This is a genomic window from Hymenobacter ruber, from assembly GCF_054783255.1.
In genome coordinates this window covers 2,149,323-2,169,933 of the sequence record NZ_BAAGQX010000004.1, presented here as the reverse complement: position 1 = coordinate 2,169,933, position 20,611 = coordinate 2,149,323, and the positions used below count along the sequence as shown (strand labels likewise).

15 protein-coding genes are annotated in these 20,611 nt (G+C 60.4%); 5 read left to right on the top strand and 10 right to left on the bottom strand.

All coding sequences use genetic code 11. The features are described 5' to 3' along the window. The 7 genes from ACYVM5_RS19810 to pseC all read right to left on the bottom strand — a co-directional run bounded on the left by ACYVM5_RS19810 (nucleotide 1) and on the right by pseC (nucleotide 7,045). Nucleotides 1–1,965: an NAD-dependent epimerase/dehydratase family protein gene (locus tag ACYVM5_RS19810; protein WP_460619815.1), complete on the bottom strand. Its 1,965-nt coding sequence runs from the start codon at nucleotides 1,963–1,965 to the stop codon at nucleotides 1–3. After that, complete coding sequence (locus tag ACYVM5_RS19805) at nucleotides 1,937–2,530, bottom strand: GNAT family N-acetyltransferase (RefSeq protein ID WP_460619814.1); 594 nt, start codon at nucleotides 2,528–2,530, stop codon at nucleotides 1,937–1,939. The genes ACYVM5_RS19810 and ACYVM5_RS19805 overlap by 29 nt, the downstream gene beginning before the upstream one ends. Before the next feature lie 121 nt (nucleotides 2,531–2,651). Beyond that, on the bottom strand, nucleotides 2,652–3,395 hold the full coding sequence (locus ACYVM5_RS19800; protein WP_460619813.1) for a class I SAM-dependent methyltransferase: 744 nt from the start codon (nucleotides 3,393–3,395) through the stop codon (nucleotides 2,652–2,654). Nucleotides 3,396–3,503: 108 nt separating this feature from the next. Beyond that, the gene (locus ACYVM5_RS19795; protein WP_460619812.1) at nucleotides 3,504–4,394 is read right to left on the bottom strand and encodes a class I SAM-dependent methyltransferase; all 891 of its coding nucleotides are present in this window, start codon (nucleotides 4,392–4,394) and stop codon (nucleotides 3,504–3,506) included. Continuing rightward, the gene (locus tag ACYVM5_RS19790) at nucleotides 4,391–5,125 is read right to left on the bottom strand and encodes a cytidylyltransferase domain-containing protein (RefSeq protein WP_460619811.1); all 735 of its coding nucleotides are present in this window, start codon (nucleotides 5,123–5,125) and stop codon (nucleotides 4,391–4,393) included. The genes ACYVM5_RS19795 and ACYVM5_RS19790 overlap by 4 nt, the downstream gene beginning before the upstream one ends. After that, nucleotides 5,125–5,778 carry a class I SAM-dependent methyltransferase gene (locus ACYVM5_RS19785; protein WP_460619810.1) on the bottom strand — a complete coding sequence of 218 codons (654 nt, stop codon included), beginning with the start codon at nucleotides 5,776–5,778 and terminating at the stop codon, nucleotides 5,125–5,127. The genes ACYVM5_RS19790 and ACYVM5_RS19785 overlap by 1 nt, the downstream gene beginning before the upstream one ends. An 88-nt stretch (nucleotides 5,779–5,866) precedes the next feature. Beyond that, nucleotides 5,867–7,045 carry a PLP-dependent aminotransferase family protein gene (gene pseC, locus ACYVM5_RS19780; RefSeq protein ID WP_460619809.1) on the bottom strand — a complete coding sequence of 393 codons (1,179 nt, stop codon included), beginning with the start codon at nucleotides 7,043–7,045 and terminating at the stop codon, nucleotides 5,867–5,869. 619 nt (nucleotides 7,046–7,664) lie between these two features. Between pseC and ACYVM5_RS19775 the strand changes: the two genes are divergently transcribed. Beyond that, nucleotides 7,665–9,467, top strand: a complete 1,803-nt coding sequence (locus ACYVM5_RS19775) for a T9SS type B sorting domain-containing protein (protein ID WP_460619808.1) — start codon at nucleotides 7,665–7,667, stop codon at nucleotides 9,465–9,467. A gap of 72 nt (nucleotides 9,468–9,539) precedes the next feature. Here ACYVM5_RS19775 and pseB read toward each other — a convergent pair whose 3' ends face one another. Beyond that, on the bottom strand, nucleotides 9,540–10,559 hold the full coding sequence (gene pseB / locus ACYVM5_RS19770) for a UDP-N-acetylglucosamine 4,6-dehydratase (inverting) (RefSeq protein WP_460619807.1): 1,020 nt from the start codon (nucleotides 10,557–10,559) through the stop codon (nucleotides 9,540–9,542). A gap of 232 nt (nucleotides 10,560–10,791) precedes the next feature. Here pseB and ACYVM5_RS19765 point away from each other — a divergent pair, with 232 nt between their 5' ends. Continuing rightward, nucleotides 10,792–12,264: an MBOAT family O-acyltransferase gene (locus tag ACYVM5_RS19765; RefSeq protein ID WP_460619806.1), complete on the top strand. Its 1,473-nt coding sequence runs from the start codon at nucleotides 10,792–10,794 to the stop codon at nucleotides 12,262–12,264. A gap of 2 nt (nucleotides 12,265–12,266) precedes the next feature. Continuing rightward, nucleotides 12,267–13,196 carry a hypothetical protein gene (locus tag ACYVM5_RS19760; protein ID WP_460619805.1) on the top strand — a complete coding sequence of 310 codons (930 nt, stop codon included), beginning with the start codon at nucleotides 12,267–12,269 and terminating at the stop codon, nucleotides 13,194–13,196. A 72-nt stretch (nucleotides 13,197–13,268) separates the two neighbouring features. Here the strand turns inward: ACYVM5_RS19760 and ACYVM5_RS19755 are convergent, their stop codons facing one another. Continuing rightward, a complete protein-coding gene (locus ACYVM5_RS19755) occupies nucleotides 13,269–16,670 on the bottom strand; it encodes an FG-GAP-like repeat-containing protein (RefSeq protein WP_460619804.1) in 3,402 nt (1,133 codons plus the stop codon). 48 nt (nucleotides 16,671–16,718) lie between these two features. Then, the gene (locus ACYVM5_RS19750) at nucleotides 16,719–18,038 is read right to left on the bottom strand and encodes a glycosyltransferase family 4 protein (RefSeq protein ID WP_460619803.1); all 1,320 of its coding nucleotides are present in this window, start codon (nucleotides 18,036–18,038) and stop codon (nucleotides 16,719–16,721) included. 158 nt (nucleotides 18,039–18,196) lie between these two features. Between ACYVM5_RS19750 and ffh the strand changes: the two genes are divergently transcribed. Next, nucleotides 18,197–19,561: a signal recognition particle protein gene (gene ffh / locus ACYVM5_RS19745; protein WP_460619802.1), complete on the top strand. Its 1,365-nt coding sequence runs from the start codon at nucleotides 18,197–18,199 to the stop codon at nucleotides 19,559–19,561. 314 nt (nucleotides 19,562–19,875) lie between these two features. Further along, entirely contained in the window at nucleotides 19,876–20,601 is a 726-nt protein-coding gene (locus ACYVM5_RS19740; RefSeq protein ID WP_460619801.1) for a cytochrome b/b6 domain-containing protein, read from the top strand. Nucleotides 20,602–20,611: the final 10 nt, after the last annotated feature.

Below are 20,611 nucleotides of genomic sequence, written 5' to 3'. Positions count from 1 at the left end.
CTACGCCGCTACTACCACATCCGTTGCCATCCGCACCTGCCGCAACGGCCCTGCCACCGGACGGAATGGAAACTGCTGCAAATCAGCCCCCGCCGCTTCCTGCAAGAACCAGAAAAAGGAATCGACCCCCGCCGCGATGCCCAGCGTGGAGGCCCCGCCGAAGCGGCTATTGCATTCGATGATGTGCAGGTCCCCATCTGGGGTGAGCAGCGCTTGCAGCACGAAGGGACCATAGAGCCCCAACTGTTCGACAATGGGCGTAAGGCGGGCCAGCAACTGCGGGTCGTGGAAAGTCGTGGTTATCTGCGACTCGCCGCGCACCACCACGTCGCGGGTGCGCGCCATGAGGCCGTGCACCCGGCCGGCGCGGCTCACGTAGCCATCCACACTGATTTCGCGGCCCTGGATGAAGGGCTGGAAGATGGGTTCGCTCAGCGTTTGGGCGTGGGCCACGGCGGCGGCGTAAGGCAGGTTGAGGCCCAGGCTGAGCGAGCCGGCCCCGTACCGCTCCTTCACCACAAAGGCGGCGTTGGGATTGGGCTGGTCGCCGGCCAGCGTGTCGATGCTGAGGCTGGTGGGGATGATGGGCAAGCCGTTTTCCTGACCAAAGGTGCTGAATTCGAGCTTGTCGAGGCAGCGTTGCACGGCTTCGGGAGGGCTCACCAGCACGGCAATGCCGGCGTCGGCCAGGGCGGCGCGATGCCGACTCCAGAAGGCCAGCTCACCGTCGCGGGTGGGAATAATGCGGGTGATGCCCTGGGCCTGGCACTCGCCGATGATGGCGGGCAGGTGCTCGTCGGTCGTCATGGGCATCACCCAGCTTTCATCGGTGAAGTGAAAGCCCAGGGCCTGCGGATTGAGGTCGCCGCCCACTAGTTTGATGCCGGGGTTCAGGCGTTTGGCGGCATTTTTTACCGCGTGGGCCAGCGGCACTTTGGCCGAAATGCTGCTGATGAGAACGTGGCCCGGCCCTTTGGCGGCCGATGCTTCGGTGGTAGCAAGTGTGTCCTGACGGGCGCGCTCGAAGGCAATGATTTCGGGAATGGCTACTTCAAGCGTAGTTGGGGGTAGCCAATCTATCTGGCTCGACCACAAGGTCATATCAGCCTGGGATGCTTCAAACGGAATATCGGAAGCCACGTACTTGACCCGCATCCCGGGGAAGTTTTGCTGCAGTACTTCGACCACATCGGCCACGCGGCGGGCGCGGCCGGTGCCCAGGTTCACGAGGCCGGTCACGGATTCGGCGGCGGCCAGGCGGAGCAGGCCCTCGGCCGTGTCGGCGGCGTAGAGGTAGTCGAAAAACGACTCGGCCCCATACACCGTGATTTCCTCGCCGGCCAGCAGCATCCGCACCCAGCGCGAAGTGATGTCGCGCCCGTTGCGCCCGTAGCCGCGGTAGATGCGCGGGGCCACCGTGCTGAACTGCTGCGCCCGAAACGTGTCGAGAAAGCGCAGTTCGATTTCGTGGGCCAGCTTGGCCATGCCCGTCAGGTTGCGGGGCAGGATGGGGTCGGTTTCGCGCAGGCTGCGGGGCGCGGCCGGTACTTCCGTAAAGTTGTAGAGCGCCGGGTCGTAGATGAGGTAGCTGGAGGCGAACACCACCCGGCGCAGCGAGGGCAAGTCTTTCTGCACCGTCATCAGGTGGTGGCTGAGCTGCACGTTGTGCCGGAAATTCTCCTCCCAGAAGCCGTAGGTTTCGGTGCTGCGCTCGAAGGTTGCAGCAAGATGGATGAATAAATCAGGCGCAAAATCCGAGATTTCGGCTTCGGTGAGGAAATTCAAATCGCCCTGCCGGTACTGGAATTGGGCCGGGAAGTCAGTCGGGCGCGGCTTGATGTCGCCTACCAATACTTGAATATCCGCATTCAGCGAGGCCAGTCGGCGCGTCATTTCCTGACCAATTACGCCGGCCCCGCCGCTGATGAAAATTCGTTTAAAGGGCAGTTCCAAAGGCTGTGGCATAGTCGGCGGCCAGTTGGCCGTGCATCAGTGAATCGGTAAAAGTACCCGGCGCAAGCTGGATATGCTGACGCAAACGGCCTTCCAGCTGGAAACCGGCTTCTTCCAAAATGGCAATGTGGGCCGGCCGGATGTCGTAGGTTTCGGTAAACAAACGGTTGAATTTCAAGCCCTCGAATGCTACCTGGCCCAGCAAGCGCAAATGGGCCAGGAAATCCTGGCGGTACGTAGCGGCATTTGCCGCCCGTGTGGGCTCCACCAGAAACGAAACTTCGGCGCGCAAATCCGGCCAGGAAAGATGAACCAGGCCGCCGTAGGCAATCAGCTCATCCTCATAAAGAAGCGAGAAGAGCAACTGGCCGGGCTTTTCCTGCTCGAACAGAGGTAACACTACGCGCTGAAAGTAAGCGTCCTGCTGCTCGGCCGTGAGCGGCCCGGCCTGGCGTAGTACTTCTAGTTGGGCATTGCGCCAGGCCCGAATGGGCTCCCGGTCCTCGTAGCGAATGGGGATAAGTCGGTAGGCTCCGTAACGGTATTCAGCGTGCGGGAGGGGGCGGTAGGTGGTCAAGGTCAACGGTAAATGACGGTCATGCTGAGCGCAGTCGAAGCATCTCTACCGCGTAAGTAATTCATTTACTATTGCGGTAGAGATGCTTCGACTGCGCTCAGCATGACCATTTCAAAGAAAATTACACCACCAAATACGAAATCAGTGGGTTGAGCGGGCTGCGGCGCAGGGCGTAATTAGCTACCCCAAAAACCTCATCAAATGCCAGTGTTTCGCCGGGAAACTCGGGGCAGTTCAGCTCATCGAAGGCCACAATCGCGCCTTTGGTCAGGCGCGGGCGGATGGCTTCGAGGCAGGCTTTGGTGGGGGCGTAGATATCGAAATCGAAGTAGGCGAAGGCGATGACCGTTTCGGGGTGGTCGCGCAGGTAGCGGGGTACGGTTTCGGAGGCGTCGCCGGCCACGAGCTCAAACTTGCGCTTGTGCGGGATGGGGCTGTCGGCCTCGTGCAGGGCCAGGATTTGAGTCAGATATTCCTGGTAGTTTTCGGTCACGCCGTAGTCGCCTTCTTTCACCAGTTTGCCATCCTTGGCATCCACCGACGGGAAGCCGCCAAAGGTGTCGAAGCCAATGATTTTGCGGTTGTAGTTGAACGGCTCGTAGATGCCGCGCAGGGCGTGCATCAGCGCCAGGTTCTGGCCCCAGCGCACCCCAAATTCCATGGCCACACCGTGAACCGGGATGATTTGCTGGTAGAGTTCGGTGAAGAACAGCAGGCGCGAAAACGTCTGCCGGTTCAGGTACAGGCCCAGGTTGTTGAGCAGCTCGGTGTTCGGAATTGGCGACTCGCGCAGGGTTTGGGCGAAGCCTTCGCGACGCGACTGCTCGGGCGCGGAGGCCCCGCTGAGCACGGAAATAGGGGACATATTCAGTAGTTAATGATTAACGGTTAGTGGTTAATGATTGGTGTTGTTGCGGTTGAACAGAGCCAATTGCTCATCACTAACCACTAACCGTTAATCATTAACCACTACTTAATCCGGCTGCAAAAATGCAACAATACTGCGGCCCAGCCCAACGCCGGCCAACGCTTCGTAGTAGGCCGCCACGGCCGGCAGGGGGGCGGTGCGCAGCAGGAAATTGTCCTGGACCAAGCGGGATTGGTGGGCACCTTTGCCGGCCGCACGGTCCATTACATAGTTGGTGGCTGGGTTTAGTAGATTGAGGTCAATGGGCTGGTCACCAATAATTTTTGCAACTCGCCAATTGGTGGCTGCTGCCAGATTGCGCAGGCCGGACTGCGTGAAGTACGAGAGGTGGTCGGGTAGCACGACCCAGAAAGGCCGGTCGATTTGGCCGGTGTCCAGCAGGTGTTGTTGCAGGGCAGAAAAATCGTTGGGCACGTCTACTACCAGCACACCGTTGGGCTTGATAAGCTGCCGGCACTGGCGCAGCAAATCGGCTGGTTCCAGCACATGTTCCAGCACGTTATCGAGCCAGAGCACGTCGAATTGCTGGCGCGCTGCCACCAGTTTTTGCACCTGCTCATACAAGTCGCCGGTGCGCAGTTTCTCCCGTAGCGCCGGGTGAAACTTCTCCACGCTGAAGCTGCTGAAATCCAGGCCCAGCACATCCCAGCCCTGCCGCTGGAAGTAGTCCAGCGCCCAGCCCTCGCCGCAGCCGATGTCGAGAAAGGAGCCGGCGCCGCTGGCCGTACCACGCAGCTGCTCCAGCACCCAGTGGCGCAGGCGCAGCTTGCCTTCAATGTGCTCCAGCTCTTCGGCCGGGTACTCGGGCTGGTACGTCGTCAGGTTTTCCTGATAGTAGCGCCTGGCGTAGTAGTCGCGAAGTTCCTCCGGGGTCGGCTTGTTCTTGATTTCGTAGAATCCGAACTCGTTCTGGCGAATAGTATCGGGCAGGGTCATGTAGTTTTTTGCTCGATGTGCGCGTTCAGGGCCATAATTTCGGGGTGGGCTTCGAGCAGGGCCAGCAGGTCGGGCACGTTCAGCTGGTCGGCGTGGTGCTGTTCGATGAGCGCCTTTAGCACGGCATAATCCTCGGCCGTATCCAGCGTGATGCGGAAGCGGCTGAAGTCGCCGCCGGGCCACACCTCGTCGCGGTAAACCACGCGCCCGGCCGTGGCCGGGTTGGCCTTGAGATAGGGCGTGACATGCTCCCGCTCATACGGCAGTGTGGCGTTGGCGTAGGCTTCGGCCAGCATTTCCATCGAGAAAATCTCGAAGTCCAGCCCGCGCGGAAAGGTGCGGACGATGGAATTGGAGCGGTACACCAGCGGATTGCCTTCCTCCAGATATCGTCCCACGGCGGCGCCAATCAGCGGGCCGTCCACCAGCGGGCAGTCGGAGGTGACGCGCACAACCACATCGAGTCCGAACTTCTGCGCCGTTTCGTAGTAGCGGGCCAGCACATCGGCCTCGCTGCCCCGGTGGTAGGGAATCTGATTCGTTTCGGCGTAGGCGGCTAGCACGTCGTCGGCCGGCTCGGTGGTGGTGGCCAGGTAGATGGGCAGGCCGCTTTGCCGGGTGCGGGCTACGTGGTAGTCCAGCAGCGGCCGGCCGGCAGCAGGCAGCAGCACCTTGCTCGGCAGCCGGGTGCTGCCCATCCGCACTTGCGAAATGATGCCGGCGCGTTGCATTATTCGGAAATTTTTTCGAGCAGGTACACCACGTCCTGGTTGCCGCGCTCGGCATCGTTGATGTAGGGGTAGAGCTTCTGCTTCACCAGCCGCAGGTTCGGGAAGTTGTCCAGAAACACCTGTGCGAAGTCGGTTTTCCAGAGAAAGCCCTCGTTGCCACGGTACTTGATGGGCGTGGTTTCGGGGGCATAATACTCGTAGCCCATGATATAGCGGCGCGAGGTGCGCACCATCTCGCTCATGATGCGCGGCAGGTCTTCGGGCGCGATGTGGATGAGCACGCCGTTGGTGCAGGTCACGTCGAAGTAATTGTCCTTGAAGGGCAGGTCGAACCCGCTACCTTGCAGGATGTTCACGCCGCGCACAAAGTCGCGGGCCTTCTCTACGGCATAGTGTTGCAGCTCAACGCCGTACAGGTTGGTGAAGCCGGCAGCCTGCAGGCCCACCAGCTGCATGCCGGTGTTGCAGCCCACTTCCAGAATCCGGGCCTCGCGGGGCAGGTCGCTGAGGAATTCGGCGTTCATTTCCAGCTTGGTGTGGCCGTAGAGGTCGCGGTAAAAGGCGTTCCACTCGTCGAGCGGGCGCGAGTTGCGGTCGGTATATTCGCGGCCGAAATCGCCGGCCCAGAAATCTTCTTGTTGGGTGTGCTGCAAGGTTGGGAGGTGTTGAATGTTACGGGTTGAGTGTTGAGTTGAAGGGTTGGTAATGAGAGCTGGAGCGAGATATTCGCACACTCAACATTCAACTCTGAACACTCAAAAATTCTTCGATGCATGCCACCACGTAGGCTTGTTCCTCGTCGGTGAGCGTGGGGAAGAGCGGGATGCTGAGGCAGCGGGCGTAGTATGCTTCGGCCAGCGGGAAGTCGCCTTCGCGCCAGCCCAGGTCTTCGTAATAAGGCATCCGGTGTACCGGAATGTAGTGGACCTGCGTGAAAATCTGCCTGGTTTTCAGGAAATCGTACAGGCCTTTGCGGTCGGCGACTTCGATGACGTAGAGGTGGTAGGCATGGCCGGGGCGGCCGGGGGCCAGCACCGTGAGGCCGAGCACCTGAGCAAAAGCAGCGTCGTACTGCGCGGCCAGTTGGCGGCGGCGGGCGAGGCCCTCATCGGCGCGGGCGAGCTGGCTGAGGCCGAGGGCGCAGTTGAAATCGGGCAGACGGTAGTTGTAGCCGAGCTCCTGCATTTCCATGTACCAGCCGCCGTCGGGCTCGCGCCGGAGGTCGGCCGGGTCGCGGGTGATACCGTGGGTGCGCAGGCGCAGCAGGTGATGGAACAGCGCCTCGGAGTTGGTGGTAATCATGCCGCCCTCGCCGGTGGCAATGTGCTTCACGGGATGGAAGCTGAAAATGGCGAGGTCGGCAAAATGGCCGTTGCCGCAGCGCTGCTCCTGGCCTTGGGAGTCGATAAAAAAGCCGCCGGGCGCGTGGCAGGCATCTTCAATTATCCAGAGGCCAAACTCGTCGGCCAACTGGCGAGCTTCTTCCAGGTTCACGGCCAGCCCGGCAAAATCAACCGGAATCAACCCGGTAAAATGGCCTTTGGGGTGTGCTTCGAGCAATGCCCTCACTTTCACCAAATCAATCAGGCCCGTGGCCGGGTCGATGTCGGCAAAATGCACTTCGCCGCCGCAGTAGCGCACGCAGTTGGCCGAGGCCGAGAAGGTGAGCGGCGTGGTGATGACGCGCTGCCCGGGCTGCACGTTCAGGGCCAGGGCGCAGAGGTGCAGGGCGGCGGTGCCGTTGCTCACGGCCACGGCGTAGCGGGCCCCCACGTAGGTGGCAAACTGCTTCTCAAACTCGGCCACGGTGGGGCCTTGCGTCAGGTAGTCGGCCTGCAGGGCAGCCGTGACGGCGGCAATGTCGGCGGCCGTGATGTTCTGGCGTCCGTAGGGCAGGGGGCGGGTGAGAGGGGACTGCATAAGCCGCCAAAGATAAAACCAATTGCCGTGCGCAGGCTATGTGGCTGCGCAGCGCTTTGCAGGGGCCGGACGGGACTTCCCTGCTCACATACACTCTTGCGGCCCTGTTGCAAGCAGTTGCAACAAGGCCGTTTTAGTAGCTTTGGGTCTACCCAATTTAAATGAAGTAATGGCTCTCGGGAAATGGAAGGTAACGTGGCAGGCGTTGGCGTTGCTGGTATCGTGCTGGCTGTTAGCGAACAATCAGGTGATGGCACAGCGGCAGTTTTCCAATTGGTACTTCGGCGAACGGGCCAGCTTCACCTTTCTTACCGACCCTGTTTCCGTGTTACTTCAGGGCATTCCCAATTTATTATATGATACGAGCTGCGTCTCGGATAGCGCAGGTACGTTGCAGTTCATTGCATCGGGCCAAACCATCTGGGACCGAGACATGCAGATAATGCCCGGCGGGGACCTCGCAAGCCCCACCGTCGTTGGCTATGAGGTAATGGCCGTGCCTCAACCAGGTCACCCGGGCCGCTACTATGTCTTCGTGCCCCGAAACTGGTACCGGAACGCCAACTCGACTCCTCCGCCCCCCCAGGAACTCCCAAACCTAACATACTTCATCGTCGACATGCGCCAGCGGGGGGGCTTGGGCAACGTGGTGGCCCGGGATAGTGTGCTGACGCTGCCCATTACCCCAAACGTGCAGAGCATGTTCGGGGGCAATGCCAATGTCGGCGGCTACGTGCAGTCGGAGATAGCCGCGGTGCGGCACGCCAATGGGCGGGACATGTGGCTAATCGTCAAAAACGACCAACAGCAATACCTCAGCTTTTTGCTTGACCAGCACGGCGTTCACGCGCAACCGGTTCTTACACCCAACCTCCTCGGCCGGGTATTTCGCGGCGTCAGCCGAGCACTGCTTAAGGCATCGACTGACGGCCGGACGCTGGTCTACAGCAATTTTCTTTTGCTGTTTGCCCCAGGTGGCCCCACTACCAAGCGTTTGTTCTACAACGAAGTGGCTCGCTTTGATGCCCGCTCGGGACGGGTGACCAGTTCCTTCGTCCTTCCCGATTCGGTCAGCCGCCGGGCACCCGCGGGCAATGTCTTTGGCGTGGGAGGCTTGGAGTTTTCACCCGACGGCACCAAGCTGTATTGCGATACCCTTCGGGGCCAAGAAATCTGGCAGTACGACTTGGCCGCTGGCACGCCCGCTGCCGTGGCTGCTTCGCGCACCACGGTGGCGGCCGGCCCTAGCCTGTCCAACTTGGGCGGAAGCGCCGGAAATTTACAGCTTGGGCCAGACGGACGCATTTACCAGGTGGGCTCCCGGTCCAAATGGTTGTCTCGGTTTGAGAAGCCCAATGCCAAGGGGCTGAACTCCGCATTTAAGGATTCGGTGTTGGAATTTCTTGACAGAACATACGTCTATAACGGATTGCCCAAAGCGCCCAATGATTTGGGCATGAGCTCCGTAACTGCAACGGGAGCGGGCAGTGTATCGGTGGGGCCGCAGTGTGTGGGCGAACCCGTTCAATTTACTTCCTCCCTCAGCCCATTCGTGAGCGGGGCCGTTTACAGCTGGAATTTTGGCGACCTCGCCTCGGGAGCCTTGAATACTGGCATCGGCCAGGCCCCCGTGCATACTTACCAGCAGAGCGGGGCGTACACCGTTACGCTGAACATTTCGGGGGCCAATGGGCAGCAATACTCCACCTTTCAGGTCGTCTACATTCAGCCCGCTCCCACGGTTAGTTTTGGAGCCCCGCTCTACCTCATTTGCCCGGGGCAGTCGGTGGCGCTGGTTCCGAGTGCGCAGCCCAGCGGCATCAGCTACCGCTGGCAGGACGGCTCCCGCCAGCCCACGCTGCAGGCCCGGCAGCCGGGGACCTATATGGTCAGTATCACCAATGCCAATGGGTGCACCGCGCAAGCCAGCGCCCGGGTCGATTTCCTGCCCGCACCGAAGGCTTTTCTGGGTAAAGACACCACCATTTGCTTAGAACAGCCTTACCTGCTGCGCGTACGCAGCTCCCAGCCAGCAGGTACAAGCTACCGCTGGCAGGATGGGTCCACCGGAGTATCACAGCTGGTGCAGGCCCCCGGCCAGTATGCGGTGGAGCTAACGGCTCCATCCGGTTGTGTCGACCGCGCCAGCATCACCATTCGCAATGGCAACTGCTCAGTGGTACTGCCCAATATCATCACGCCCAACGGAGACCCATCCAATGAGTTTTTTGTAGTAAAAAACCTGGAAGCTGCGGAGTGGAGCCTGACCGTTTTTAACCGTTGGGGCCGGCAGGTATTTCAACAAACCCGCTACGACAATAGCTGGAACGCCTCCGGGCAACCCGCTGGCGTATATTATTACCAACTGCGCAATCCAGCAACGGGCCAGCAGTACAAGGGTTTGGTTGAGGTGGTGCGCTAGCCCGCACCGGCACCAAAAGCAACGGCCGCCCTGTTTGGGCAGCCGTTGCTTTTGGTGTTTTAGTAAGTGGTTCTAGGCTTCGAAATCGGCATCGACGTGCAGCCTGATTTCCTTCCGAATCTGCTCGGCCGTCAGCCATTCCTCGTTGTTGAACGAGTCGTACTGGAAGCCCAGCGGCACGCGCTTGCCATCGAATTCCTCGATGAACTTATCGACGCTCCAAGTTGGCATCGAGGGCAGGATGACGTAGTAGCGGGCCAGTTCGACGGTACTCAGGGCATCGGTTTCGGTAATCATGGCTTCGTGCAGCTTCTCGCCGGGGCGGATGCCCACGATTTTCTGCTCGCACTCCGGGCCGATGGCGCGGGCCACTTCCGTGATTTTGTAGGAAGGAATTTTCGGCACGAAAATCTCGCCGCCCCAGGCGTGCTCCAGCGCATAAAGCACGAGGTCAACGCCTTCTTCGAGCGAGATGTTGAAGCGCGTCATGTCGGGGTGGGTGATGGGCAGCACGCCGGTGTGGCGCTGCTGCAGAAAGAACGGCACCACCGAGCCGCGCGAGCCAATTACGTTGCCGTAGCGCACCACCGAAAAGCGCAAATCGCGCTTGCCTTTCATGTTGTTGGCCGCCACGAAGAGCTTATCCGAGCACAATTTGGTGGCGCCGTAGAGGTTGATGGGGGCGGCGGCTTTGTCGGTGCTCAGGGCCACCACATCCTTCACGCCGCAATCGAGGGCGGCGTTAATCACGTTTTCGGCCCCGAAAATATTGGTCTTGATGCACTCCATCGGGTTGTACTCGGCGGCGGGCACCTGCTTGAGGGCGGCGGCGTGAATCACGATGTCGATGCCTTCGCAGGCGCGGTGCAGGCGCTCACCATCGCGCACATCGCCAATGAAATAGCGGATGGCCGGGTACTTGGCGGGGCTGAATTCCTGGCTCATCTCATACTGCTTCAGCTCGTCGCGCGAGAACACCACGAGGCGTTTTACCAGCGGAAATTGTTCGAAAACGGTGCGGACGAATTGCTTGCCGAAAGAGCCGGTGCCACCCGTAACTAGGATGGATTTGTGGTTGAGGTCGAGAGCCATGAAAATTGATAAGCCAAAACAGGACTGCAAAAGTAGGACATTCGGGGTTGGCGATTGGGGTTGTTTGTCATCCTGAGCGCAGTGAAGGACCTTCTCATTGCTGAACGACTTGCCGTAACTCACTTGGCATAGGCGTAATAAGGTCCTTCGCTGCGCTCAGGATGACAAACGCCACGCACAAACCGCCCGCTACTCCCGACCTTTGGCCTGCGGAGCTGCTTCCGCCTTGCGAATGCTATTTAATTCCCTCCATTTCCTCGTCTTTTTCCCGGTAGTCGTCGGGCTGTATTATGGCTTGCCGCCGCGCTGGCGCAACACACTGTTGCTGCTGGCCAGCTACTACTTCTACATGAGCTGGCGGGCGGTGTATGCGCTGCTGCTGCTGGCCACCACGCTGCTCGACTACTACAGCGGCTACCGCATGAGCCAGCTGCCCACCAAGCAGCAGCGACGGCCGTGGCTCTACCTCAGCCTGGCCAGCAACCTGGGTACGCTATTTATCTTCAAGTACTTCAACTTCTTTCGGGACGGGATTGTGCAGCTTGCTACGGCGCTACACCTGCCCACTGGTACCGGGCCGGCGCTGGGGCTGCTGCTGCCGGTGGGGGTGTCGTTCTACACGTTTCAGTCGGTGGGCTACATAATTGATGTGTACCAGGGCCGACTGGAAGCGGAGCGGAATTTCGGGCGGTTTGCGTTGTTCGTGGCGTTTTTTCCGCAGCTGGTAGCCGGGCCTATCGAGCGCGGCGGGCACATGCTGCCGCAATTCCGACGAGAGCATGCCTTTGATTATGCCCGCATCGTGAGCGGGCTGCGCCTCATGGCCTGGGGCCTGTTCAAAAAAGTGGTGGTGGCCGACCGGCTGGCCCTGCTCGTCAACCCCGTGTTCAACAACCCCCGCCAACACCCTGAAGGCCCCCTGCTGATACTGGCCACGCTGGCCTTCACCTTTCAGATTTACGGCGACTTTTCGGGCTATACCGACATGGCCCGGGGCGCCGCGCGGGTGCTGGGCTTCGATTTTAACCTGAATTTCCGGCAGCCCTACCAGTCGGCCTCAGTGCCGGAGTTCTGGCGGCGCTGGCATATGTCGCTATCCAGCTGGTTTCGGGATTATCTGTATATCCCGCTGGGCGGCAGCCGGGTAGCGCCAAGCCGGGCCTATTTCAACCTGCTGGTGGTGTTCCTCGTGAGCGGCCTCTGGCACGGGGCCAACTGGACGTTTCTGGTGTGGGGTGGCCTGCACGGCATGTATCTGGTGCTCAGTACCTGGGCGCGGCCCTGGCGCGAGCGGCTGGCGCAGCTCACGGGTCTGGCGGCGCGTCCGGGGCTGCGGCGGGGCGTGGGCGTCTTCATCACGTTCGGGCTGGTGGCCTACGCCTGGATATTCTTCCGGGCCAATACGCTGAGTGATGCCCTGTTCATCAGCCGGCATTTATTCAGCGGCTGGCAGAACCTGCACGGCCGGCAACTCGCCACGCTGCTGCTCGATTTCTCCCAGCACTACCGCCCCGAACTAGCCGTGGCCGCCCTCAGCGTGGGCCTGATGCTGCTGGTAGAATACTTCGCCAGCCAGCGCAGCCCGCAGGGGTGGCTGGCCGCGCAGCCCTTCGCCACGCGCTGGGTGGGCTACGTGGGCTTGGCCCTGCTCATCCTGTACCTAGGCATTTTCAACAGCACTTCGTTCATCTATTTCCAGTTTTGAAAATGTCCGTGCGAACTGCCGTTACAAAGTTGCTGCTGCGCCTGGGGCTGTTGGGCGGGGCGGGGCTGCTGGGCGCTACGTTGCTGGCCCCGGTAGTGCTGCGGGGCGGGGTCGATGCATTTTATGGCCGCTTCACGAGCCCGCTGGCCGGCTCACTTATTCTGGGCACGTCGCGGGCGGCGCAGGGCATTCGACCGGCAGTGCTGGCGGCGCGGCTGGGCGGGCAGTGCGAGGGGCCGCTGCTGAATTATGCTTTCACGCTCACGCACTCGCCCTACGGCCCGGCCTATCTGGCCAGCATCCGGCGCAAGCTGCGGCCCGAAGTGCGCAACGGCCTGTTCATCCTGGCCGTCGACCCGTGGTCGCTGTCGCTCACCGGTCCTGAAGGGACGTTTCCGGAAGACCAGTCCTTCATCGGCCAACTGCATCAGGTTAGCCAGAATCCCAACCTGCCCTACCTCACCCGCTACCAGACCAAGCCCCTTTACCGCCTGCCCCTGGACTACGCCACCGCCACCGAGCGCCTTCATCCCGATGGTTGGCTCGAAGTCAACATCGGCACCGACAGCGCCCAGGTCCGCGCCCGCACCGCCCGCAAACTGCAGGATTACCGCCTGTTGGCCGCCAGTCAGCACCTCTCGGCCGGGCGCTTGCAGGCTCTGCGCCAAACCATTGCATTCCTGAAGCCGCATGGCCGCGTGGTGCTGGTGCGCCTGCCGGTCGGCCAGTCGCTACTGCAACTAGAGCAGATTTATCAGCCTGGTTTCGACGAATTGATGCGCCAGACGGCTGCTGATTTTTCCGTTGCGTACCTGGATTACAGTACCCAACCCTACGCTACCACCGACGGCAACCACTTGCAACGAGCCGCCAGTGGAGCATTCAGCCAGCAGTTGGCGGCAGACCTGGCTGCCAGACTCCAGAAGCAGTAACTCAACATTGTCAGACACAAAAAAGGCTTCCCAAATACTTGGAAAGCCTTTTTTGTGAACTTCATTGGGGATTTACTCTACTACTAACCGCTTGGTTATGGCGGCCGTGCCCAACTGAATACGTAGCGTGTACACGCCTTTGGCTAGGTCAGCTACATCAACAGTTGTGGCCGCGCCGCCGGCCGAGAGCTGAATATTGTCCCGAACCTGCTGGCCCAGGCTATTGAACAAAGTGGCTTTTGCCGGGGTGCTGGCGGTCATTCGGGGAATCAGCACCGAGAAAGTAGCATGGGCCGGGTTAGGGTAAAGCACCACATCGGCCGCCGCCAGCGCCGCGCTGGTAGCTAATGGCCCAGCTGCCGGGCCAAACCGCAATGCAAAGCGTCCAACCTGCGCTTGCGCAGCTTGCTGTGCAGTCACCGCGAAAGAGTAGCTGGCTTGCTGGCGCAGGTTGATTTGCTGGTTGGTTTGAGTGTCAACCAGGTAAGCATCCAAGCCAATGGGGAGGTTGAGCAACTGCTCGCCGCGCAGCGTATAGCTACCTGCGGCGGGCACGCCAATGCTCAGCGGCACAACCGTGGCCGGCGTGAATTGAGGTAGGCCCGCAATGGCCTGGGCCGGACTGCCCACGGCCAGCGCGGCCAGATTCAGCCCGCTGGAATTAAGCAGCTTCACGGCATCGTATTGGGAATCGAGCCCGGAGGTAGCCCCGGTTTCAGCGTACACAAACAGCGCATCGGCCGGGCCGGTGGTGCCTTGTAGCGCAAGCTGTACCAGCGGGCGGGCATCGGCAGTGCCCCGGCGCACGGGCACCTGCGTGGTGTAGCTGGTCACGCGCTGGGCGTTGCGAAACGTGAGACTGCCCGCCGACTGGCCCACGCTCACCCGCACAAAAAAGCCCTGGCTACTGCCAATAAGCGGGCTGCCGCCGACGCCGTTGGCATAGGTGCGATAATTCCCCTGGTATTGGCTGCTGCTCTCGAACACGTACATGGCCGCATCGAGGTTGGGGCGGTCGGTACCGCTTACCAGGCTCCAGTCGAGCGGCGCGGGGTAGGGGTTTCCTACGAAGGCCCAGCCGGCATCGGCGGCGGTTGCGCCCGTGTTGCGGGCCAGCGGCAAAGTCAGGTCACCGGTGTTGAGGGTTCCATTGAAATCAACGGTTTCCGACGCCATGATGTTCACGGTGTAGCCGCGGCCCGGCGTCAGCGCATCGGCAGTACCGGCCGGCGAAAACCAGCCTTTATCAAAGGCGCTGGAGGAGTTGGTCGTAGTGGCCAGGCGGTTCTGGTCGTAGCCATACACCGTGGGGAAGGGCTTAACCGAACCCGGCGTGGGCGAGGTGTTGTAAGCAGGATTCAGCACCGGTGCGAAACCAGACGTTGCCAAATCGGCCACCGTAGTAGCTGCCACGGGGGAACTGTAGTGCCGGTAGCCCAAGCCATTGTTCACGCTGCGGTCGAGGTAGCGCTGCACCAGAGCCGTATTGCCCTGCACGATGCCCGTGCTGCTGTTAACTACCAGTGCCGTGCCCGTCGCGGAAGAAGGCAGCGTCAGGGCGTTGCCGTTGAGCACGAGGTTGCCCGATGAGCCCACCGTGAGCACCTGCATCACCGTTTCAGCTGCATTCAAGGTCACAGTATTGGCATTGGTCGTGGTCAGGTTGCGAACCTGATTCGGTAATGCCCCCCCCGTCACCTGCGCCACGGTACCATTATAGATATAGCTGGCATCATTGCTAAAGCTGCGACTGCCGCTCAACTGCACCGAGCCGACGTTGCCCGTTGCCTCAATCCCCGCTGCATCGCAGATGCCCAGGGTGCCGCCTGCGGCCAGTACAAAGTTGCCCGTACCCGTGAGCGGCTGGCAGTTGGTCAGTAGTGTGCCGCCATCCTGCACCGTGAGGGTGCCCACCACCGTGAGGCCGCCGGTGAGAGTGGCCGTGCCCGCGCCGCCCGTAGCCGGGCCGGTGATGGTTACGTTGCCGTAAGTACCGTTCACGTTCTGGGGCGTGCTCACCACCAAATCAGGCAGGGCAGAAAGTTGATTGAGCCGGACGCTAATTGTAGCGCTGGCGAAGTTGGCCGCCAGGAAGTCCAAATCACCGTCGTTGTCAATGTCGGCCGCTGCCACGCCGTTAGGGTTAGTGCCCACCGAGACGGTGCTGCTGCTACCAAAAACGCCGGTCCCGTTGTTCAGGCGCACGGTTACATTATTCGAATTAAAGTTAACCACGACCATGTCCAGGTCGGCATCCCCGTCGAGGTCGGCGGCTGCGATGCTGGTTGGGCCGGCACCAGTCGAATATTCGGTCCCGCCCCCAAAGCTGCCACTGCCGTTGTTGAAGCGCACGCTGGCATTGTTGCTGCCGAAGTTGGCACTCATCAAATCCAGGTCGTTATCCCCATCAAGGTCACCCAGCGCCACCCAGCGCGGCCGGCTATCCAATATCGGGTCCGAACCGCCGCTGAACGTGCCGTTGCCGGTGTTCAATCGGATGCTGACCGTAGTGCTGGCTATGCCCCAGTTAGCCGTCAGCAGGTCCAAGTCGCCGTCGCCATCCACATCACCGGTTTGAATATTGAAAGGCAGCGCACCAACGCTGATGGTAGAGCCGCCGCTGAAATTGCCCGCGCCGTCATTCATTCGCACCATCACATTGTCACTGGCTCCGTTGGCCACCAGAAAATCGAGGTCGCCGTCTCCATCCAAGTCTGCGGTGGTCACACTCTGGGGCTGGCTGCCTACCGTATAGTCGGTGCTACCACTAAAAGAGCCACTCCCGTTGTTAAAGCGCACACTCACGGAATTGGCGTTGTAGTTGGCCGTCAGCAGGTCCAGGTCACCGTCGCTGTCAATATCAGCAGTCGTCACGCTGCGCGGCTGGCTACCTACGCTGGGGTTCGACCCACCGCCGAAGCTCCCACTGCCATTGTTGAGCCGGACGCTAACCGAAGAGCCGCTGAATGTGGGCGATAGCAGGTCCAGGTCGCCGTCGTTGTCCACATCGGCCACGGTCACATTATAAGGACTAACACCCACACTTGGGTCTGAGCCACCGCTGAAGGTGCCATAGCCGCCGGTTGCCGCCGCCGTAAACTGGAAAAGGCGCGGCGTTGCCAGCGCGCCAACGCTGCTGCGAGCGGCGGTGGTCACGCCTACGCGCACAGTTTCGCCCGGTCGGAAATCATAAGTCGGGGCAAATGTCAACTGGTCGTTGTTGAGAGTGGTGGTGCCACTGGAGTTCGTGCGCAACCCACCGCGCTGGCTGCTAAAAACCCGTAGGGCAGTCTCAGAGCCCGCCACAAGCGGCTGGCTGAATCGAACAGTGGCCGGCGAGGTGCGCACCGCCGCCTTCTGGTTGGCCGCCGGTGAAACTGCTGTTATAGTGGGCTGGGCCGCCGCCGACAGCACCAGCAAACCCGGTAATAGCGTTATTCCCGCAAGTTTGATGTGGTAGAAACGTATGGTCATAAAAAACGAAAGGTGATAAAAATGAAATCAAAGTAAGTGGCTGACAGCTCAATTCCTGCCTGGCTGCACAAGTGCCGCCAACAGGCCCGCCAGCGCCCGGCGCGAGTAGCGCGAATGACTTGCCGCCGGCAAATCAAGGTTTGGATTGATGCGCCACTGCGCCACCAGCGCTTCCAGGGTTTCGCGCATCAGGGCGAGGTCTTCGTAGGGCAGGGCCTGGCCCGCGCCGCATTCCCGGAGCAGGTTATCGGCATCGGAGCCGGCCGGACCTACGCAGAGGATGGGCTTACTGGCCGCCAGATACTCAAACACTTTGCCCGGCAGGATACCGAAATTGCGTGGAACGTCCGGAATGGCCATGAGTAGGGCAGAAGCGCCCAGCAGGTATTCCACCGACTTATCGTGCGGCACAAAAGGAATGTACTCCGTAACTGGCAGGAGGCCGGCCCGCTCAATTTGCTGGCGCAGCTGGGCCGAAACCTGGCCCACAAAGCGCAGCCGCAGCGGCACGTCGGGGTGGGCGGCGGCGCAAGCGGCCACGGCTTCCAGCAGGCGGTTGATGTGGTAAAGCTCGGTGATGGTGCCGGTGTGCGTGATGCGCAGGCAGTCAGTGGGCGGCTGCGAGGGCTGGCGGAAATCCGACTCGTCGTAGCCGTTGGGCAATACGTGAAACTTCGCGGCCGGCACCTCCGGCAGCTTGGCCGAAAACAGCCGCTTGGTTTCGGGCGAAGTCACCAGTACGGCATCGGCCTCAGTCAGCACCTGGCGCTCGTAGCGCGCATCGAGCCAGGAAGCCAATGGCGTGTGGTGCAGGTCCTTGTAGTAATAAATGTCCGTCCAGGGGTCGCGCATATCGGCCAGCCAGCGCAGGCCGTGGCGACGCTTCAGCTCCAGGCCGATGAGCTGGGTGGAATGAGGCGGCGACGACGTGAGCACGGCATCGAACTGCTCGCCGTCCGCCAATAATTTTTCCACAGCGGCCAGCGCGTGGCGGTTCCAGCCCCGGCGCGGGTCCGGAATGAACAGGTTGCCGCGTACGAAGCGCAGGGCCTTCTGCATCAGGCCCGGCTTGCCTTCGTTGGCGAAGCCGCCGTAGGGCACGGCGCGGCCGGTCAGCTTCTTGTAGCTCTCAAACGGCTCCGACGTTTTGGTGCGGATGACGCGCACGTTGGGCGGCACTTCGGTCAGCAGGCTTTCGTCGAGCACGGGGTAGGTGGCCTGGTCCACGGCCACGGTTATCACGGTGGGCTCCACGTTAAAATGGCCCAGGTGCTTCACAAACTTGAGGCAGCGCTGCACGCCGGCCCCGCCCGATGGCGGCCAATAGTAGGTGATAACGAGCAGGCGCAGAGGGCGGGATGATGACACGGCAACCGGAAACAGAAAGCGGGCCGCGAAGGTACGCCCGCTGCCGGTTTTCGGCCTTTTGTGGTTACTTTTGGGGTTCCGTTGCAGCCTGATTTCGAGGGGCCGCCCCGCACCAAATCAGCTTCATCCGTTACAATCAGCGCTAAATCAGCGATTCAATGTTCGATAATCTCTCCACCAAGCTCGACCGGGCCATTAAAACCCTCAAGGGCCAGGGCAGCATCTCCGAAATCAACGTCGCGGCCACCATCAAGGAAATCCGCCGCGCGCTGGTCGATGCCGACGTTAACTACAAGGTTGCCAAAGAAGTAACCGACAAAATCAAAGATTCTGCCATGGGCCGCGACGTGCTCACGGCGGTGTCGCCGGGCCAGCTCATGGTCAAAATCGTTTACGATGAGCTCACCGAGCTCATGGGCGGCGAGAAAAAGGATATTACCATCAAGGGCGACCCGGCCGTGATTCTGCTTTCAGGCCTGCAGGGCTCGGGCAAAACCACCTTCGCCGGCAAGCTGGCCAGCTACGTTAAAAAGCAGGGCCGCAACACCCTGCTGGTGGCCTGCGACGTGTACCGCCCGGCCGCCATCGACCAGCTAAAGGTGCTTGGCGAGCAGATTGGCGTGGAAGTGTACTCGGAAGTCGAGAACAAGAACCCCGTCGAAATCTCACGCAACGCCATCGACTACGCCCGCAAAAACGGCAAAAAAGTAGTCATCATCGACACCGCCGGCCGCCTGGCTGTGGACGAGCAGATGATGCGCGAGATTGAGGCCGTGAAGTCGGCCATCAAACCCAGCGAAACGCTGTTTGTGGTGGACTCGATGACCGGCCAGGACGCCGTGAACACCGCCAAAACCTTCAACGACCGCCTGAATTTCGACGGCGTGGTGCTCACCAAGCTCGACGGCGACTCGCGCGGTGGCGCGGCCCTCAGCATCCGGGCCGTGGTGACTAAGCCCATCAAGTTCATCTCGACGGGTGAGAAGATGGACGCGCTAGACCTGTTCTACCCCGACCGTATGGCCCAGCGCATCCTGGGCATGGGCGACGTTATTTCGCTGGTGGAACGTGCTCAGCAGCAGTTCGATGAGGACGAAGCCAAGCGCATCAACGCCAAAATCCGGAAGAACCAGTTCAACTTCGACGACTTCCTCTCGCAATTGGAGCAAATTAAGAAGATGGGCAACATCAAGGATTTGATGGGCATGATTCCGGGCATGAGCAAGGCCATGAAGGACGTGGAAATCGACGACGACGCCTTCAAGCCCGTTGAGGCCATCATCAAGAGCATGACCAAGCAGGAGCGGGCCAACCCCGACCTCATCAACGGCTCGCGCAAAAAGCGTCTGGCCAAAGGCTCCGGCACTGATATTCAGCAGGTAAACGCGCTGATGAAGCAGTTTGAAGATATGCGCAAAATGATGCGCACCATGAACAAAATGAGCCAGACCAAGGGCGGCATGGCCCAAATGGCCAAGATGATGGGCGGCATGAAAGGCGGCCCCGGCGGCATGATGCGCTAAGTGCTGCGCAGCCATAAAAAAGGGCTCGGACAGTACGTCCGGCCCTTTTTTTATGGCATCAAGCGGTCGATGCAAAAGCAGGTTTCTGTAAAATTTGCGGGCTCGGGAATTTTTTGGTGCAATTCTTGTTAGCCTCCTCGTGAAAGAATAGTTTTTTAAGGTGTTTTGGTATGGAAAGAGGCGTCCCCTTGGGGCGCCTCTTTTTTTTGGTCCATTGCGTAAGGAAGCCGCGCTGCCCACGTCAGGCTGAGAAAGGAGCGGGTGTTGAGGCCCAACGTACCTTGCGTTCGTTCTATTGCACCTTTTGTGTTTTTATGAAGCAGCTTGTCGAAAAGCACCCGCTGGCCATTCGGTGGTTTCACTGGGTCAATTTCCCTGTTCTTGCCCTCATGATTTGGAGCGGCATGTGGATATATTGGGCCAATGACGTGTACCGCCTAGGCTGGGGCAAAACTACGCTGGTCAAGTTTTTTCCGCAGTCGTTCTACGAGGCTTTCCATGTCGACCACAAGCTGGCGCAGGGCATGAGCTGGCATTTCGTGCTGATGTGGGTATTTTTCCTGAATGGCCTGCTGTACGTGGGCTACACGCTTTTTTCGGGCGAGTGGCGCTATCTGCTGCCCACCCGTCACTCCTTTAAAGAGGCCATTCTGGTGACGTTGCACGACCTCGGCCTGTATAAAAAGCCGCTACCGGTGCGCAAGTTCAACGGCGCGCAGCAGATTGCCTACACCTCGGTTATCGTTATGGGGCTGGGGTCGGTGCTCACGGGGCTGGCCATTTATAAGCCCACTCAGTTTGGCTGGCTCACGCAGTTGCTGGGCGGGTATGAGTTTGCGCGCATCATTCACTTCGCGCTTACTATTGGCTACGTGCTGTTTTTCATCGTGCACATTGCGCAGGTGGTGCGGGCGGGCTGGAATAATTTTCGCGCCATGGTGGCCGGCTTCGAGGTGGTGGAAGTTGACCCCGCCACGCATCAGGTAGTGGCGGGCCCAACGGCGCTGCCCGCGGCTGATGCTTCCCTTTCGTCCAAATAATTGCTGCTTT

What these genes read in the sequence shown, in the direction of transcription:
- ACYVM5_RS19760 (WP_460619805.1), top strand. Translation starts at nt 12,267, where the DNA reads ATGTCCGTGCGAACTGCCGTTACAAAGTTGCTGCTGCGCCTGGGGCTG.
- ACYVM5_RS19790 (WP_460619811.1), bottom strand. Translation starts at nt 5,125, where the DNA reads ATGCAACGCGCCGGCATCATTTCGCAAGTGCGGATGGGCAGCACCCGG.
- ffh (WP_460619802.1), top strand. Translation starts at nt 18,197, where the DNA reads ATGTTCGATAATCTCTCCACCAAGCTCGACCGGGCCATTAAAACCCTC.
- ACYVM5_RS19795 (WP_460619812.1), bottom strand. Translation starts at nt 4,394, where the DNA reads ATGACCCTGCCCGATACTATTCGCCAGAACGAGTTCGGATTCTACGAA.
- pseC (WP_460619809.1), bottom strand. Translation starts at nt 7,045, where the DNA reads ATGCAGTCCCCTCTCACCCGCCCCCTGCCCTACGGACGCCAGAACATC.
- ACYVM5_RS19755 (WP_460619804.1), bottom strand. Translation starts at nt 16,670, where the DNA reads ATGACCATACGTTTCTACCACATCAAACTTGCGGGAATAACGCTATTA.
- pseB (WP_460619807.1), bottom strand. Translation starts at nt 10,559, where the DNA reads ATGGCTCTCGACCTCAACCACAAATCCATCCTAGTTACGGGTGGCACC.
- ACYVM5_RS19775 (WP_460619808.1), top strand. Translation starts at nt 7,665, where the DNA reads ATGCGCCAGCGGGGGGGCTTGGGCAACGTGGTGGCCCGGGATAGTGTG.
- ACYVM5_RS19800 (WP_460619813.1), bottom strand. Translation starts at nt 3,395, where the DNA reads ATGTCCCCTATTTCCGTGCTCAGCGGGGCCTCCGCGCCCGAGCAGTCG.
- ACYVM5_RS19740 (WP_460619801.1), top strand. Translation starts at nt 19,876, where the DNA reads ATGAAGCAGCTTGTCGAAAAGCACCCGCTGGCCATTCGGTGGTTTCAC.
- ACYVM5_RS19765 (WP_460619806.1), top strand. Translation starts at nt 10,792, where the DNA reads ATGCTATTTAATTCCCTCCATTTCCTCGTCTTTTTCCCGGTAGTCGTC.
- ACYVM5_RS19810 (WP_460619815.1), bottom strand. Translation starts at nt 1,965, where the DNA reads ATGCCACAGCCTTTGGAACTGCCCTTTAAACGAATTTTCATCAGCGGC.